The organism is Negativicoccus succinicivorans, assembly GCF_018373335.1.
In the GTDB taxonomy this organism is placed as follows: domain Bacteria; phylum Bacillota; class Negativicutes; order Veillonellales; family Negativicoccaceae; genus Negativicoccus; species Negativicoccus succinicivorans_A.
Genome location: NZ_JAHAHH010000001.1, coordinates 30293 through 47193 on the forward strand (window position 1 = coordinate 30293; position 16901 = coordinate 47193).

Consider the following 16901-nt stretch of genomic DNA (forward strand, 5'->3'; position numbering starts at 1 on the left):
ATCTTGCTATAGATACGAGCGGCGGTTACTGCCTTTATCTACCGTCATTATAAAACGTGCGGGGAAATTACGCAACTAGCTTTCTTTGATTTCCCCGTCGGGACCTTGCGCCTTTTTGGTGACGAGGATTTTATCGACGCGGTAGTTGTCGTTATCCATGACCTCAAACTGCATGTTGCGATACGAGATGATCTCGGTTTCTTTGGGGAGATACCCGAAGAGATAAATAACGAAACCGCCGAGCGTTTTGTAAAAATCTTCGCCCTCTTTGGGAAGCGCGTCGGTGATTTGAAAATATTCTTTAAATTCTTCGATCGGCAACAGTCCGTCGACGAGCCATGAATTCGGCGTGCGTTTGACGATGCGATTGCGTTCTTCGATGCGTTCGGCGACGCTGCCGGGCATGGCGCCCAAAATTTCTTCCAAAATATCGTGCAGAGTAATCATGCCTTCCGGCGAACCGTATTCGTCCAAAATGATGGCCTCATGCGCGTTTTTCGCGCGGAAGAGATCGAGCGTTTTATTGAGGGTAAGCGTCTCGGGAATATACAGAGGCGTCGTGACGCAATGCGCGATGAGCGCGTGCCAACTCATTTCGGGACGACGCAGGCGCAATAGTAAGAGATCGCGCAATTGGACAATGCCGCGAAAATCATCCAGCGATTCGTAGCCGACGGGCAGGCGCGTGTGCGTGGAGCGCAACAGTTGCGCGCCGAGCTCTTCTTCACTTTTGGCGAGATCGAGCCATTCCAGCTGCGGTCGCGCCGTCATGATGTATTCGGCGGGGATGTCGTTTAAGCGAAAAATACGATCAATGAGTTCGGGCTCGTCGGCGTCAAAGGTGCCGAGACGGGCGCCCTGCCGAATCAGGAAACGAATTTCTTCTTCCGTGACCGGTTGCTCCGCTTTGATTTTAATTCCGAGAAGTTTCAACACGGCCGAGGTGGAAAACGTCAGAAACCAGACTAAAGGCAGGTTGATGCGCGCGAAAAGATTCATCGGGCGCGCGACCCAGCTGGCCACGCTTTCCGGAGAGTTGATGGCGATGCGTTTGGGCACGAGTTCGCCGATCAACAGTGTCAAGAACGTGACGACGGCCATGATCAAAAAGAGGCTGACGGCCTGCGCGTATTGCCCCAGAGCCGGCGTAAGCGCGTCGGCCAAGGGATCCGATAAGGTGGACGCGCCGACCATACCGGTGATGATGCCGATCGCGGTGATGCCGATTTGAATGGTGGAAAATAATTGGTTCGGATCTTGCGCGATTTCAAGCGCCGCTTTCGCGCCGCTGTCACCTTGGCTCGCGCGTTGCGCCAGACGCGGCTTCTTGGCGCTGACGATGGCGAGTTCCGTAGCGGAAAAAACGCCGTTCGCAATGATTAAAATTAACAGTAATGCGATTTGCCATCCGGGATGGTCGCTGTCCATATTCATTCTCCTTGTCGAAAAAATACTATATTTACATATTTATAGTATAGTAGAAGTATAACACAGAGGAAAACGGGAAGTGCAAAAAGGAATCCGCCGACGCGCGACGAATACGTTAGTAAGGCAATGGCCAAAGGAGGCAGCTATGACACAGCGCAGAGATGTAGACACATATCGTTTGACATTGAGTGAATTATTGCACGAAGTGTGTGTCGAACTTTTGGACGGGCAGGATATGCTCGAAGATCTTTCCGCCCAACGTCGCGAGCATCAGGAGATGGATCAGACGGCGGAAGGACCGCACGCACCGGCGGTGTACGAATTCGCCGAAGAGCAGATTCGTTTGCGTCTGAAACGCTATCGGGAGCTCGGCGATCGGATTGATGAAATCATCACTCTGTATAATGAATTGGCCGATGAAGCGCTCGCAGAAGATGATGATGACGAAATCGACGAGACATTTTCCTATACGGGGGACGCGGATTGGTTGGAATGGCAGGAAATCAAGCGCCAATCGGAAGATGACGATGATGAATATGAAGAAGACGATGATGACGACGATGATGACGACGATTATGACGACGACGATGACGACAACAACTATGAAACGGACGATGATCCCGATGAAGAAAGCGACCGCGTCCAGGAATGGTCGTTGAAGAAAAAGAAAAAAGATAAAAAGAAGGATAAAAAAGACAAGAAAGAAAAAAAGCACAAAGACAAAGAGTCTAAAAATAAAAGTGAAGTCGACGCGAAACAACTGAAAAAAGCAGAGGAAGACTCGCAAGCGACGGTCACGACGGTCGTGGAAAGCCGAGCCGCGAAGGAAAAGCCGACGAGAAAAGCGGCAGCGAAACGTTCTGCCGCGACGACAAAAGCAAAGAGGAAAACCGCGGTAAAACCCGCGGCGAAACCGAAGGTCGCGTCGAAAAAATGAGCAAGTAAAAGATTCACCCGTCGAGCGGCGGGTGAATCTTTTTAGAAAGGAGATACGATGCGCAGACGCTGGATTCTGCATGTGGATATGGACGCGTTTTACGCTTCCGTCGAGCAGCGCGATCATCCGCAATGGCGAGGACTGCCCGTAATTGTCGGCGCCTCGGAACGACGCGGCGTGGTCGCGACCGCCTCTTACGAAGCGCGCGCGTACGGCGTGCACTCCGCAATGGCAGGGAGCATTGCGCGCCAACGCTGCCCGCAGGGGATTTTTGTGCGCCCGCGCATGCATGTGTACCGTGAAGTATCCGCGTTGATTCATGAAGTGTTGTATCGATATGCGCCCGAAATCGAGCCGCTGTCGCTCGATGAAGCGTTTTTGGATATCTCCGGCATGGGGACGCAGTTTCCGACGCTTAAAGCGCTCGGCCGCAGCGTGCAACGTGATATTTACGATGCGGTCGGCTTATCTGCGTCGGTCGGCATCGGCGGTAATAAATTTTTAGCGAAACTCGCGAGCGATTTGGAAAAGCCGTACGGCTTGGTCATTATTCCTTACGAACAGGCGCAGAAAATGATCGCACCGTTGCCGGTGCGTCGTCTTTGGGGCGTGGGTCCGAAGTTGGAAGCGGAGCTGGAAACGCTCGGCTATGTCACGATCGCCGATGTGGCGGCGGCCGATCCGGATCAATTGGTGCGGCAGATCGGCCAGCAGGGCAAAACGCTTTGGGAATTGGCGCACGCTCGCGATGATCGTCCGATTGTCGCGCACGCGCCGCGCAAATCGATCGGGGAAGAGGAAACATTCGCGGAGGATCTCCATGCGGATGCGGATATTCGCCGTTACCTTTTGCGGGCGAGTGATACCGTCGCGCGCCGTTTACGCCAAAAAGGACTGGTCGCCCGCACGGTCACGTTGAAATTGCGTTACGGTTCGTACAAGACGCTTACGCGCTCCGTGACGCTCGCCGATCCGATTGATTTACCGCAGGCGTTGTCGGAGGCGGTTTTCTCGTTGTATAATAAACTTAAACTCACAGAAGGTGTACGACTCCTGGGCGTGACCGTATCGGGACTGTTGCCGGCGGGAACGGAGCCGATGTCGCTCTTTGCGGACGGCACGGCGCGCGAGCGCAAGGCGCAGGAAACGATCGACAAGCTCCAGGACAAATATGGCCCGACGGCCATTCGCAGAGGATTTTGGTGGGACAGTGAGACAACCACCGGTGACGAAAGGGGAAAGAAACGATGAATGTTAATAAAGAACGCATGTTGAACGAATTTTACGAATTGATTCGCATCCCTTGCTCGACAGGTGACGAACGGGAAGTTGCCGATTTACTAAAAAAACGCCTGAAAAAACTGGGCGCGCAAGATGTCAAAGAAGATGATGCGGGCAGCAAAATTAACGGCAATGCCGGCAATATTATCGCTACTTTCGGCGCGACGATGGAAGGCTTGCCGACGGTCGCTTTCACGGCGCATATGGATTGCGTCGAACCCTGCGCGGGGATCGAACCGGTCTTGAAAGACGGCGTGATTACGTCAAAAGGCGATACGATTTTGGGCGGCGATGACAAATCCGGTGTGGCCGCGATTTTGGAAGGCTTGCGCCTGATGAAAGAAAACGCTCTGCCGCACGGCAAGATCGTTGTCATCTTCTGCGTGGCGGAAGAAGGCGGCTTACGCGGCTCGCGCAATATCGACACGGAGCTTACCCAAGGCATCGACTTCGGTTACGTTTTGGATTCGTCCGGCGCGCCGGGTAAAATCATTAACCAGGCACCGGGTCAAAACGCGATTCGCGTCACCATGCACGGCAAACGCTCGCACGCGGGTCTGGCGCCGGAAGACGGCGTGAACGCCATCGTCATGATGGGCACGGCACTGGCGCGTCTGCCGTACGGTCGCATTGATGAAGAAACCACCGCGAACGTCGGTTTCATCGACGGCGGCATCGCGACGAACATCGTGGCGGATAAATGCAGCGTCAAAGCCGAAGCGCGCAGCCGCGATTTGGCTAAATTGAAACAGCAGACGGACGCGATGAAAGAAGCGTTCGTGTCCGTGGAAAAAGATTTCCCGGGCGGCAAAGCGGAAGTCGAAGTGGAAGAAATTTATCAGCCGTACCTGGTCGATGAAAACAGCCTTTGCATCGAAGTCGCCAAACGCGCGGCGAAAGAAGCGGGGTTGGAACCGAATGTCGGCGCGACCGGCGGCGGCAGTGACGCTAACAACTTCAATAAACACAGCTTCCCGGCAGCCGTACTTGCGACCGGCATGACCAAAGTTCATACGCCGGAAGAATGCCTGTTGGAAGAACACCTTTACCAGACCGGTGAATGGGTATATCGCATCATTGAACCGCTGCCGCACGCGCATCACTGAGACGTCGATATATCCGTTTAAGCATTGAAAAAAGAGCCCTCGCGGCTCTTTTTTTGTGGAATACTGCGGAATAAAAAGAAATAAATGTATTTTCATCGTCAAAATAAAATTTGTGGAAAGCATGTGGATAAGTGTAGAAAATGTGGTTTATCCACACTATTATCCACATTTATCCACATGTCCATGTCAAAAATACAATAAATTTAATGAGAATTGCGTAAACTCACTGTTTTTGCAAACAATACACTGTCAGTAGACAGAAGTATATGTGGAAAACTTTTTTGTGTTCTTCATAATGATTGTTGACATAAAAATGAAAACGACTGTAATACAACGGTTAAGACGATAATTGGAAAATAAAATACAGTGAAAAAATAGAGTGGATAACTTGGATAGTCAGGTGGATAACTGATTTTCATGCGCGGCGAAAACCCATAAAAAATGAGAAAAACATGTAAAATCGGTATTTGCACATGTTTGGTTTCGGTAAAAATGTATTTTTCAGATTGGTTTTCCACCGTTTGTTGCGTTTCGCGGCGATGTCGTGGACAAGTTGCCAAGTCGGAGCATGATCGCGCAAATTCGCTAGTACGGATTTGCAACACGAAGGAAACGGATTCCGTTTTGCGCTCAAAAATATCCGCCCGCGAGGAATTTACGTTTTTACGGGTAGCATAAACGAACAGCGCATATTTTATTTTGACGCGGCTTATCCGTTTCCGGCGCGCGTGGATGCAAAAGTATTATGAAAACGATTCATCTTGCGTCATGAGATGCTTTCTGTTACCATTAGCTAACTGATTATAAAAAGGAGGAGACGCCAATGAATCACCATTTTCGCCGTGGTTTGGCGAAGGGAGTGCCGATTGCCATCGGTTATATGCCGATCGCGATCGCGTACGGTGTCTTATCCTCCGTGTACGGCATGCCCGCGTGGTTCGTGCTGGCGTCGTCCGCGATTGTTTACGCCGGTTCCGCGCAGTTTATGGCGGCGAACTTGATGATTACCGGCACGGGCGTGTGGGAAATTATTTTAACCACGCTGGTGGTGAATTCCCGCAACCTGCTTTTGGCGGCGGGGCTCGCGCATAATTTGGAAGCGGGGGCGACGAAGTCGGAACGCTTGGCGGTCGGTTCGTTGACGACCGATGAATTATTTTCCGTCGCGCTCCTGGAAAAACATCAGGCGTTGCCGCCGGCGTATGTCATCGGGATCGGTTTGTCAGGATATCTCTCCTGGGTAGTCGGTACGGCGCTCGGCATCGGATTGACCGATTTATTGCCGCCCGCGCTCGCAAGCTCTATGGGCATCGGTTTATACGCGATGTTTCTCGGTCTGCTGGTGCCGGCGCTGCGCGAGCAGCCGCAGGCGCGTTTGGTGACGCTGATCGCGGTCACGATTAATTTGGTGCTGTACGCGTTGGCGAGTCTGTTCGGTATCGGCCACGGTTTGACGATTTTCATCGCGACGGTCAGCGCGGTCGCGTTGGTCACGGCGGCGAAGGAGCGATTGCAATGGTAAATCAAAGCGATGCCTTTTATATTCTTTTGCTGATCGGCATGTGGTTCGTTACCTTGGTGCCGCGCATCGCGCCGCCGTTCTTTTGGCGAGCGGATAAAGTGCCGCCGAAACTTTCCTTTGCGCTCGCCTTAATTCCCTTCGCGGTGTTGGGTGCGTTGATCGTGCCCGGAGTATTTGTCAGCATGGAAGAGACGCCGTTGCTCGCCACGACGGTATCATTGCTGGTCGCGATCGGGCTCGCGTTTTACCGCGCGAATTTAGTCTTGATCGTGCTCGCGAGTATTTTGACGCATTACGGTCTGAGCGTATTGATCGCCGCATAAGCAAATAAAAAGAACGGACAGAAATGTCCGTTCTTTTTGATTACCTGTTTTTTTCCTGAGGATTTTTCAACAGCAGCGGGACGGTTGTCACGATCACGTCAAATCGATTTAAAAGCTGCCAGCGCAGCTGCAAACCCTGCTGGTTATGCAACAGACGCTCCCAACCCGTACCGACCTCAAATTCCGGAATTAATACCGTAATGGACGCGTCAGGATGGCGGTCGCGAAACTCTTTGATGTAATCCAATAGCGGCTCGGTGAAATCCCGATACGGTGACGGCACTACCGCAAAGGAAATAGCGGGCAAAAGTCGGTACCATTTTTGGCGGACGCGTTCACCGGCCTCCGCGTCAATGGCGATATGAAGCGCGTGAATGTGCGCATCGTCGGTAATGGCACGAGCGTAACGCAAGGCGCGCGCGACGGCGCGCGTGGGAGTTGCGACCGGCAACAGCACATGGTGGTCGTTGACCGGCTGCGCCAGAATTTCCGTCAGCTCTTCCGAGGAAAGCGTCAGCGCTTCCCGCACCTTTTCGTAATGCGTGTGAATCGCCTTAAATATACGCATCAAAATCGGCAGGAAGATTAAAATAATCCAGGCGCCGTGAATGAATTTGGTGACTAAAATAATGCCCACGACGGCCGCCGTGACCAGCGCGCCGAAGCCGTTCAGCAAGAGTCGTCCGTACGGGCGCCGTTGCTGGCGAAGCCAGTGGACGCAAAGCCCCGCCTGAGCCAGCGTGAAGGAAAGGAATACGCCCACCGCGTACAGCGAAATCAAATGCTCCACATTGCCGTGGAACGCGACGATCAGGCCGGCGGCGCAAAGCGACAGTAAAATAATACCGTTGGCAAAGGAAAGACGCGAGCCGCGTTGCGCGAGGTAGCGCGGCAAGTAGCCGTCTTGCGCCAAAATGGACATCAGCGGCGGCAAACCGTTGTACGCGGTGTTGGCGGCTAAATATAAAATCACCGTGGTCAGCAGCTGGAAGATGAAATAACCTGTTCCGCGTCCCCATACGGTCTCCGCCAAAAGCGAGAGCAAGGTGCGATCCGCGCTCGGCAGCAAGCCGAAATGCACGATGAGAAAACCCGTGGAGATCAGTAGCGTCGACAGGATAATCGCCATTACAGCAATGGTTTTTTTCGCGTTTTGCGCCACCGGTTCTCGGAACGCGCCCGCGCCGTTAGCGATCGCCTCCACGCCGGTCATCGACGAACAACCGTTGGCGAATGCCAACAACAGTAAAAAGCAAAGGGTGCCGGGCGTGAGCATGGTCGTCGCTTGCGGCAAAATCACCGGCGGTCGACCGAGCACAAAAATTTGGTAGAGGCCCGATCCGGCGAGCATCAGCGCCGTGACCAAAAAAGCATACGTCGGCCACACGAAGGCGTTGGACGCTTCGCGCAAACCGCGTAAATTAATCAGCATCAATATCGCAAACACCGCGAAGAGATCAATGAAAATTTGGTACGGTATGAGCTCCGGCCACGCGGAAACCAGCGCCGCCGTGCCGGATGATACCGATACGGCGACTGTCAGCACGTAGTCCGCGCATAAACTCGCCGCCGCGAGCAGCGCCGGATATTCACCGAGATACTCTTTAGCGATGGAATAGGCACCGCCGCCTTGGGGATGCACTTTGATGACCTGCGCGTAGGAAATCGTAATGAGGAAAAGCAATGCCACGATCGCCGCGATAATCCACGGAAAGTAGTCGTATAAAATCAGCCCCGGCAATACCAAAACCAGCGCGATTTGTTCCGGACCGTAACCGATGGAAGAAAGGGCGTCAGACGAAAAGATCGGCAACGCTTTCCATTTCGGCAGTCGCTCGTGGCTGAGCTCCGTACTCTTGAGCGGACGCCCTAAAAGCAATTGAGAAAATGAAGAAAATGTAAATTTGCGCATGAAAAATAGACCTCCCGGTCCTATGGGACCTTACCTTTTGCCTACGAGGTTAGCTGTCGGGTTAGAAGCATAAGGTCGTCTTCCTCTTTCGATTCACCCCAAGAATTGGTTCCCCCGTTTTCCGTCAGGAAATTCGGCATTTCGTTTTTACCATAATATTATAACGCCGCGGCAATATCTTGTAAATAGGAAAAAAGCGGCCGGTGACGCAACATAAATCCGTCGGCAAAACGGACTTCGTCGCCGCTAAAAAGTTCATAAACACTCTTTTATGACTGTTTTATGGCGTTAAATCGTGCTATACTGAAACTACAGATAGCATTGCGGCAAGGAGGTGTGCTCATGCAAAAAAGAACGCAAGCAACCGAGCAGGAGTTGCGCGTGATGAGGTCTCCGTCCGAGATTCCGGCGAAGAAGCTGAGCGTATTGTACATCTTGACGATACTGCGCCGCTTTTCCGACCCTGAACATCCGCTGTCACAGCAGCAGATTCTGACGCATCTGGAAGAAGAATATGGCATGGTGTTGGATCGCAAAGCGGTCAAACGCAACCTGGTCAATCTTCTGGAAGCGGGCTATCCGCTCGGTTACAAACCGTGGCAGCGCAAGAGCGCGAGCCGCGAAAAAGTGGAAAATGTCTACGGTTCGTGGTATTACGAGCATGAATTCGCGCCGGTGGAACTGACCACGCTCATTGACGGTCTGTTGTTTTCGCATTTACCAGCCCGGCAGGTCGAGGACATGATCCAAAAACTGCTGCGGTTGCAAAGTCGGTATTATACGAATCCCACGTTGGGAGTCCACAACATTCCGAATGAAAACTGGCTCAACTGGCAACAGGAAAGTCCCGCCAACGCGCAGATGTTGTATTCGCTGGAAGTGTTGAATGAGGCGATCGAAGCGCGACAATCGGTCGTGTTCCATTACCTGCAATACGGTCCGGACAAGCAGCAGCGGCCGCGTATTCGTAAGCATCGCAAACGTCCGCATCGCTACCGGGTGAGCCCGTACGCGGTGGTCGCGACGAACGGTCGTTTTTACCTGATTGCCAATACCGAAGGGCATGATGATATTTCGCATTACCGCGTCGATCGGATGCAGGATGTGCGAATCGAAAAAAACCGTGAGCTTCGTCCGCTGCGTGAAGTGACGCAGTCGGGCGATGACGAATTGCATTTGCCGAAGCATCTGGCGGAGCATGTCAACATGTTCGCCGGACCGGCGGTACCGTGTTTGTTCCGATGTGATCGCGAGATTTTGGACGCCGTCATGGATGATTTCGGAACCTCCTGCACCATCAGCGAAGTTACGGATAAGACGGTGGTCGTCGAAGTGACCGTGAACGCGACCGCGCTTTTCCACTGGTCGTTGCAATTCGGTCCGGCCGTGAAAGTGCTGGCGCCGGAATCGCTGGTGCGGGACCTGCAACGAACGGCCATCGCGATGGCGAACGCGTATCGCCATGAAGAACCGTTATATTTTGATCGTGTCGAGATGAGGTGACGTCGATGAAACGAGGCTATATCCAAGTCTATACGGGAGACGGGAAAGGCAAAACCACCGCCGCGATCGGGCTTGCGATTCGCGCCGTCGGCGCCGGTCTGAAAGTCTGGTTGCTGCAGTTTATGAAATCGGAATATTACAGCGAGCAGAAAATTTTGGACGGAATTTCACCGCTTCTCTATCGGGAGTCGCTGGGGAAGCCGTATTTCATCGCGCCGGAAGGAACGCTCACCGAAGAAACTAAAAAAGCGCTCACCGATGTCGTGGTATTTCCGCCGGGAAATCCGCCCGCCGAATACGTCGAAGCGTGCCGCAACGGCGTGGAGATCGCCGCGCGAACGCTGGCGAAAGGCGAGTACGATGTCGTGATTTTGGATGAAATCAATGTCGCGTTGCATTTCGGTTTGGTCACGCGGGAGGATTGCGAAGCGTTGATTGCCGCCAAGCCCGCCGGCACCGAACTTGTTTTTACCGGTCGCAAAGCGCCGCAATGGTTAGTTGACCGTGCGGATCTCGTGACCGAAATGCGCAACGTGAAACATTACTATGACGCGGGTGTCGCGAATCGTCGCGGCATCGAAGACTGAAAGGGTGGGGGACGATGGAGCTGGTGACCTCGATCCTTTGGGCTCTGCTTGCGCTGATTGTCCTCGTTTTTGTCCTGCTGCTGATTCTTTTGTGGCAGCGCGTCGATTATGAATTCGCCGTGCAGAAATATGAGGGCATGGCGGCTCGCGTCAAAATTGATTGGGCGTGGGAACTTTTAGCGGCGCAGGCGCGATATGACAGCGGTGCCGGACTTTTCTGGGAAGTGAAATGGCCGTTCGGCGGCATGAATTCGCACCCGGAATCCAAAGCGGAAGGCATCGAAGCGCGGGCCAAGCAAATGGAAGAACAGGCCAAAGAAGGTAAACAACGGCGCAAAAAAGCAAACGAAGACGCGGAAACGATTCGTCAAAAGGCGGCGAAGCGCGCCGAAGCCGCCAAAGCCGATGCCGATTACTACGCGGAAGAAGAACGGCTGCGTAAAAAAACGGATCCCGATGTCGCCGCCGAATGGGATCGTCTGGAGCGTGAAGCCGAACGCCATCGCGAACGGCAGGAAGCGCGCGATGAGGACGAAAAAACAAAGCCGCAACCGGGCGTAAAAGACTATCTCGGAGTAGTCCGTTACGCCTTGGCGCAAGATATTTTACAACCGCTGGCAACGTATCTTTCCCGTTTATGGGGACGAGCCAAACCGCGTTACGCGGACGGCGAAGCGACGGTCGGGTTGGCGGATCCGTACACGCAAGGACTTTTAATGGGAGCGATATATGCGTCGCTGCCCGCGCTTGCGTCGCGTATCGGATTCGTCTTTAATGAGGAAGTGATCGAAGGTCGCTTTCGTACCGGTGGCGGCATTCGACCGCTGGCTGTTGTTTGGGATTCACTGCGATTTGTCTGTGCGGCACCGGTCCGCAAGACCGCATGGTACTACTGGCGTCACGTCATCAATAAGGAGGAATAACAATGGAAACGAAAAAAACGAACGAACCGACGGCAACCTATACGAGCGATAAAATTGAGGCGCTGTTCCAGAGCTTCAAGCACATGATCTCGGTGGAAACCGTTGTTGGCGAAGCGGTACATATCGGAGACACCACGCTCGTGCCTTTTGTCGACGTGGCATTCGGTTTCGGTACCGGCGGCGCGGGAACGAAAGGCGACGGCGCGGGCGGCGGCGGCAAAATGACACCGACCGCGATTTTGGTCATCAAAGGCGACCGCGTGGAACTCTTTTCCGTGAAAGACGGCAACAAGAGTGGCGCATTTGAAAAATTGCTCAACATGGTGCCGGAAATTATTGACAAAATGCGCAAAGACAAATTTATTTACATTAAGGAAGACGAAGAACTCCATCCTTGAGTTCTTACGCGCCCCTAATTTGCGCGCTGTATCTTGATACGCTACAATATACGCAAGGCATAATGCCAAAAGGAGGCACGAATGAAACAAAAAATGATAGCGCTCGCGCTCACCGGAGTGTTTGCATGCGGCACGATGCTGACCGCGGCGGCGGCCGGTATCGGCTACGTGAATCAGCAAGCTCTGATGCAGGCGCATCCGCGCATGATGAAAGCGCAGTTGACGCTGAAAGCGGAAACGCAAAGACAGCAGCAGAAGTTTGACAAAGAAGTCGTCAAACTGAAAGACGATAACGCGAAACGCGATCTCTACATGAAATTGCAGAGAGAATTGTCGCAAAAAGAACAGGAACTGATAGGACCGATCATGCGGGATGTCCAAAAAGCGATTGAGAAAACCCGTCAGGAAAAAGGCTTGGACGCCATTTTGGATCGTGACGCGGTAGTGGCCGGCGGCCAAGACGTGACCGTGGACGTGCAGAAAAAATTTTAAGTCGTAATATAAAAAACACCTCACATGAGGTGTTTTTTTGTGTCGCGAATGACTTGCGGCAGGCAGTAACCTTTTCGCGGGAACATTACTTTCGATAGATGGCGGAAAAAATTAACGCGCGTGCAGCGCGACGGATACATAAAATTTTCCTAAGCGAGCGGGCGTCATTGTTTGCGCGCGCGACTCGGCGGAAATTGGGAGCCATCATAAGACCGCGACAAAAATTGCGCACGTACGGATTTCGCATCCGACTTTACATAAAAATGATCTGTGCTATACTGAACAACGGAGATAGTATTCGCTTGAAACTATACTCTTTTTGACCCGTAGTTCATGCCCTTCGTAAGTAGTCATGGGCGCTTTTCGAGCGCGCATGATTTTTTTATTGCAAGGGGGGAACCAATGACGATTTCCATGTTACAGGGAAAAATCCACCGGGCCACCGTAACCCAGGCGGAATTGGATTATGTAGGAAGCATTACGGTAGACAGCGCATTATTAGAAGCCGCCGGTATTCAAGAATACCAGGAAGTGCAGATCGTGGACGTGAATAACGGTCAACGTTTCGGCACGTATACCATTGCCGGTGAAGCCGGCAGCGGCGTGATTTGCTTAAACGGCGCAGCCGCCCGCTGCGTCAGTGTCGGAGATAAAGTCATTATCATGGCGTACGCCGATCTCACACCCGAAGAGGCGTCACAGCACCGACCGACCGTCGTATTTGTAGAGGAAGACAACCGTATTCATCGCGTAACCGATTATGAACAGCACGGCAGGTTAAGCGACCAGGCATAGGACTGCGGGGTCAAAAGAGGCTATCTTCCAATCTACTGAAAAGGACGGATATCCATGCAAATTTGTACTACCGTTGCCGAGGTGCGCGCCTTAGTCGACGCCTGGCACAAAGAGGGAAAAACCGTCGGTCTCGTGCCGACGATGGGCTTTCTGCATGAAGGCCATGAAAGTTTGATTCAAAAAGCGGTCGCGGAAAACGATTGCGTAGTCGTTTCCGATTTTGTCAATCCGACGCAGTTCGGACCGCAGGAAGATTTGGAAGCGTATCCGCGCGACTTCGCGCAGGATAAAGCGCGTTGCGAAAAAATCGGCGCCGCGGCGATTTTTCATCCGACGCCGGAAGAGATGTACCACGATCCGGCGACATACGTCAATATCGAGCGATTGTCGTCGACATTGTGCGGCCAGTCGCGCCCGATTCATTTTCGCGGCGTGTGCACGGTCGTCAGTAAATTATTTAATATTGTCCGGCCGGAGCGGGCGTACTTTGGTGAGAAAGACGCCCAGCAATTAGCGATTATTCGCAAGATGGTCACGGATTTGAATTTTCCGGTGACGATTGTCGGTTGCCCGATCGTGCGTGAAGCGGACGGTTTGGCGAAATCGTCCCGCAACACGTATTTGAGCGCGGCGGAACGTCGCGCCGCGTTGTGTCTGTCGCAAGCGGTGAAAAAAGGACAGCAAACGATCGCGCCGAAGATGACGGCCGCCGATGTGTTGCGGCCGATGCGCGAGATTTTGGAAAACGAACCGCTCGCCCGTGTGGATTATTTGGAAATGGTGGACGCGCAAACCATGCAGCCCGCAGATCGCGTTGACAGGGCTGTTTTGGTCGCGATGGCCGTGTATATCGGCAAAACGCGTCTCATTGATAATTTCTCGTTCGATCCGGCAGGTGCGCGATGAAAACTATCGTGAAGATCACCGGCGCGCTCACGCGTTATATCGGCGCCGTCATCATCATTTTCACGGCGTGGGCATTTTTACAACCGGAATTATTCGGTTGGGCGGTGCAGTATACCGCTTGGTTTTTAGGCGCGGCGATGTTCGGCATGGGACTTTCCATTCACGCCGAAGATTTCGCCGTCGTGTTCGCCCGCCCGCGGGAAGTGCTTTTGGGCGTGGCGTTGCAGTACACGGTGATGCCGGTCGCCGCGTGGGCGTTGGCGGCCGGTTTGGGATTGCCGACGGACTTGGCGCTCGGCGTCATTTTAGTCGGTTGCTGCCCGGGCGGCACGGCGAGTAACGTTATCACGTACATCGCCGGCGGCGACGTCGCGCTTTCGGTCGGCATGACGATTGTCTCGACGCTCTTGGCGCCGCTGGCCACGCCGCTCTTAGTGTTCGGTCTCGCCGGCGCGTGGGTCAATGTTTCGCTTTGGGCGATGATTACTTCCGTCGTCAAAGTGGTCTTGATTCCGGTCTTGCTCGGTCTTTTATTGCACACGCTGTTCCGTTCCAAAATCAAACCGGTACAGGATGTTTTCCCGTTGGTTTCGGTCGCGGCGATCGTTTTCATCATCGCCGGTATCGTGGCGGTGAACCGCGAAAAAGTGTTGACGAGCGGTCTGATTGTGATCGGTTTAGTGGCGATTCACAACATGGTCGGTCTCGGCCTCGGCTACTTGGCCGCGCGGCAGGCGAAAGCGTCGTACGCCAAAACAACGGCGATCGCGATCGAAGTCGGCATGCAAAACAGCGGTCTTGCGATTGCGCTCGCGACGGCGAACTTCGCGGCCAACCCGTTGGCGACTTTGCCCGGCGCGATCTTCAGCGTTTGGCACAATATTTCCGGCTCGCTCTTTGCCAGCTATCGTCGTCGGGAAGAACCGGATACAGCAAAGGATTCGGTTGAACAGTTGCCCTGGGAAACAGAGTAAGCATATAAAAAAAGACTCTCCGCGGAGAGTCTTTTTTGTTGCGTCAAATTCAGATAAACATCGGATACACGAAAATTTGAATCAGGCGCGCGATACCGACGTAGATTGCGAACGCGGCGGCAATGTGCAGCACATGAAATTTTTTATTTTGCGGCTGCGGTCGATCCGGCAACCAAATCAGAAAAATCGCGTACGCGAGCGACAGAATCGGCACGAGCATGATGTATACGTATTCCGCCGGCCGACCGACGCGACTGAGACGCATGCCGACGGCGAAGAACAGCAACGCCACGCCGATGTTGCCGATGAGATTTATGGGGAAGGATGTGGGGATAAGATCCATGAGCGTCATCGCGCCGAGCACGACGCTCACGACGAGAGCTCCGACATACGTCGTGCGGCCGAAGCCGTTTTGAGAATCCGATTGGGTAGCCATATATACCTCTTTTCAAAATATCAGCGAGCGTCTTCGCCCACTTTGGTAAAATGCAACGCATGGTAGCCGCACAGCGCGAGCAACAAGCACGCGCCGATAAAATACAACAGCAGCGGCGGCCAGCTTCCGTACATGCCGTACAACGCGCCCACGCCGACCGGTCCGATCGCCGCCAAAAGATACGCAATCGCCTGACCGACGCCGGAAAGGCGTGACGCGATCAGAGGATTCGCGGCGCGCACCGCGAAGGCGAGCATGCACAGACTGAACGTGGCGCCGGCGGCCAGCGCGATCCAAATGATCGCCGACGTCAACCACAGTGACGTTTGCGCAGCAAATACGAAATAAAAACCCGTAAGATACATCAGACCCGCCGCCGCGCCGTAGTGACGACGATAGCGCCCCTGCGCCAAAAGCGGCGTCAAAAGGGAAGCGGGCAAACTGATCAGCTGAAACAGAAACGAATAGTAACCGCCGAGCGCCATATCATACCCTTTCGCGACGACCCAATACGGTAACCACGTGACCAGCGAAAAATAGACCAGCGATTGCAAACCCATAAACAACGCGACCCACCACGCTGCATAGTGGGAAAAGACCGCGCGAATGGAAAGCTCTTTGTGCGCGCGCGCCGTCGGTCGCCGGTTCGGTAACGAAAACCACAGTCCCGCGCCCACCACCGCCGTCGCCGCCCAGGAGGCGCACACGAGTTGCCAGCCGTAATGCGCGGCGAGCGGAATCACAATCGCATTGCTGACGGCATTCATACCGTTCATCGCGACGACAAAAATACCGGTCGCCAGCGCCGTATGTTTGGGATACCAAGCTTTGGTGAGCGTCGGTAAAAGCACATTGCCGATCGCGACGCCCGCCGAAAGCAGCACGGTTCCGGCAAAGAGACCGGTGATGCCCGCGTACGAACGCAGGACGACGCCTAGCGCCAACAACACCATCGCGCCGCCGAACAGTCGCGTCATGCCGCAGCGGGGGATCCAGTTGCCGACAAAAGGCGATACCGCCGCAAATACCAGCAGCGGCAGTGTCGTCAGCATCCCGATCGTCGCGTGCGACAGACCGAAGTGCGCCTGCAACACCGGCAACAACGGCGTCAGCATCAAAAACGAAGCGCGTAAATGCAGCGTGCTCCAACCCAATACCACGCCATGTTGTAAATTCATTTTACACCCCTTAATCGATACCTCTATCGTATAAAAGCGCGGGCATTCTGTCAAACATAGTGGAAGTCTCGCGACACAAGAATAAAAATTTGAATTTACGTGGAATTTTTGCGAAATTTTCACATAGTTAAAAAATAGAAATAAATGCGTTTAATAAAAATATTTTTTCCTCACAAATATGCTATAATTAACATATATTC

General features: G+C 53.4%; 17 protein-coding genes and 1 riboswitch. Of the genes, 13 read left to right on the forward strand and 4 right to left on the reverse strand.

Annotated features, from left to right (window positions below; genetic code table 11):
* Positions 1–75: 75 nt before the first annotated feature.
* Positions 76–1428 carry a hemolysin family protein gene (locus KH813_RS00135; protein WP_303991684.1) on the reverse strand — a complete coding sequence of 451 codons (1353 nt, stop codon included), beginning with the start codon at positions 1426–1428 and terminating at the stop codon, positions 76–78.
* A 145-nt stretch (positions 1429–1573) separates the two neighbouring features.
* On the opposite strand from KH813_RS00135, the gene KH813_RS00140 reads away from it, so the two are divergent.
* The 5 genes from KH813_RS00140 (at position 1574) to KH813_RS00160 (ending at position 6597) form a co-directional block, all read left to right on the forward strand.
* Positions 1574–2365, forward strand: coding sequence for a hypothetical protein (locus tag KH813_RS00140; RefSeq protein ID WP_303991686.1), 792 nt, complete (start codon positions 1574–1576; stop codon positions 2363–2365).
* A gap of 57 nt (positions 2366–2422) precedes the next feature.
* Positions 2423–3616 (forward strand): DNA polymerase IV, encoded by a 1194-nt coding sequence (locus KH813_RS00145; protein ID WP_303991689.1) that lies wholly within the window; start codon positions 2423–2425, stop codon positions 3614–3616.
* On the forward strand, positions 3613–4752 hold the full coding sequence (locus KH813_RS00150; protein WP_303991692.1) for a M20/M25/M40 family metallo-hydrolase: 1140 nt from the start codon (positions 3613–3615) through the stop codon (positions 4750–4752). The genes KH813_RS00145 and KH813_RS00150 overlap by 4 nt, the downstream gene beginning before the upstream one ends.
* An 823-nt stretch (positions 4753–5575) precedes the next feature.
* Positions 5576–6274, forward strand: coding sequence for an AzlC family ABC transporter permease (locus KH813_RS00155; protein WP_303991695.1), 699 nt, complete (start codon positions 5576–5578; stop codon positions 6272–6274).
* Entirely contained in the window at positions 6268–6597 is a 330-nt protein-coding gene (locus KH813_RS00160; protein ID WP_303991698.1) for an AzlD domain-containing protein, read from the forward strand. The genes KH813_RS00155 and KH813_RS00160 overlap by 7 nt, the downstream gene beginning before the upstream one ends.
* A 40-nt stretch (positions 6598–6637) precedes the next feature.
* Here KH813_RS00160 and KH813_RS00165 read toward each other — a convergent pair whose 3' ends face one another.
* On the reverse strand, positions 6638–8509 hold the full coding sequence (locus KH813_RS00165) for an APC family permease (RefSeq protein ID WP_303991700.1): 1872 nt from the start codon (positions 8507–8509) through the stop codon (positions 6638–6640).
* Positions 8510–8533: 24 nt separating this feature from the next.
* Positions 8534–8658: riboswitch (cyclic di-AMP (ydaO/yuaA leader) on the reverse strand.
* A gap of 193 nt (positions 8659–8851) precedes the next feature.
* On the opposite strand from KH813_RS00165, the gene KH813_RS00170 reads away from it, so the two are divergent.
* From KH813_RS00170 to KH813_RS00205, 8 genes are all read left to right on the forward strand, one after another.
* A complete protein-coding gene (locus tag KH813_RS00170) occupies positions 8852–10012 on the forward strand; it encodes a YafY family protein (RefSeq protein WP_303991702.1) in 1161 nt (386 codons plus the stop codon).
* Between the two features lie 5 nt (positions 10013–10017).
* Positions 10018–10599 (forward strand): cob(I)yrinic acid a,c-diamide adenosyltransferase, encoded by a 582-nt coding sequence (locus tag KH813_RS00175; RefSeq protein ID WP_303988923.1) that lies wholly within the window; start codon positions 10018–10020, stop codon positions 10597–10599.
* Positions 10600–10613: 14 nt separating this feature from the next.
* Positions 10614–11522, forward strand: a complete 909-nt coding sequence (locus tag KH813_RS00180; RefSeq protein ID WP_303991705.1) for a hypothetical protein — start codon at positions 10614–10616, stop codon at positions 11520–11522.
* A 2-nt stretch (positions 11523–11524) separates the two neighbouring features.
* Positions 11525–11920 carry a GerW family sporulation protein gene (locus KH813_RS00185; protein WP_303991708.1) on the forward strand — a complete coding sequence of 132 codons (396 nt, stop codon included), beginning with the start codon at positions 11525–11527 and terminating at the stop codon, positions 11918–11920.
* An 81-nt stretch (positions 11921–12001) separates the two neighbouring features.
* Positions 12002–12412 carry an OmpH family outer membrane protein gene (locus tag KH813_RS00190; RefSeq protein ID WP_303991711.1) on the forward strand — a complete coding sequence of 137 codons (411 nt, stop codon included), beginning with the start codon at positions 12002–12004 and terminating at the stop codon, positions 12410–12412.
* 402 nt (positions 12413–12814) lie between these two features.
* Positions 12815–13207, forward strand: coding sequence for an aspartate 1-decarboxylase (gene panD, locus KH813_RS00195; protein ID WP_303991715.1), 393 nt, complete (start codon positions 12815–12817; stop codon positions 13205–13207).
* A gap of 54 nt (positions 13208–13261) precedes the next feature.
* The gene (gene panC / locus KH813_RS00200) at positions 13262–14113 is read left to right on the forward strand and encodes a pantoate--beta-alanine ligase (RefSeq protein WP_303991717.1); all 852 of its coding nucleotides are present in this window, start codon (positions 13262–13264) and stop codon (positions 14111–14113) included.
* The gene (locus KH813_RS00205) at positions 14110–15087 is read left to right on the forward strand and encodes a bile acid:sodium symporter family protein (protein ID WP_303991720.1); all 978 of its coding nucleotides are present in this window, start codon (positions 14110–14112) and stop codon (positions 15085–15087) included. Before panC ends, KH813_RS00205 begins: the two co-directional genes overlap by 4 nt.
* A gap of 49 nt (positions 15088–15136) precedes the next feature.
* Here the strand turns inward: KH813_RS00205 and KH813_RS00210 are convergent, their stop codons facing one another.
* Together KH813_RS00210 and KH813_RS00215 are read right to left on the reverse strand one after the other, a co-directional pair.
* Entirely contained in the window at positions 15137–15523 is a 387-nt protein-coding gene (locus KH813_RS00210; protein WP_303991723.1) for a hypothetical protein, read from the reverse strand.
* Between the two features lie 20 nt (positions 15524–15543).
* Positions 15544–16701, reverse strand: a complete 1158-nt coding sequence (locus tag KH813_RS00215) for an MFS transporter (RefSeq protein ID WP_303991726.1) — start codon at positions 16699–16701, stop codon at positions 15544–15546.
* Between the last annotated feature and the right edge of the window lie 200 nt (positions 16702–16901).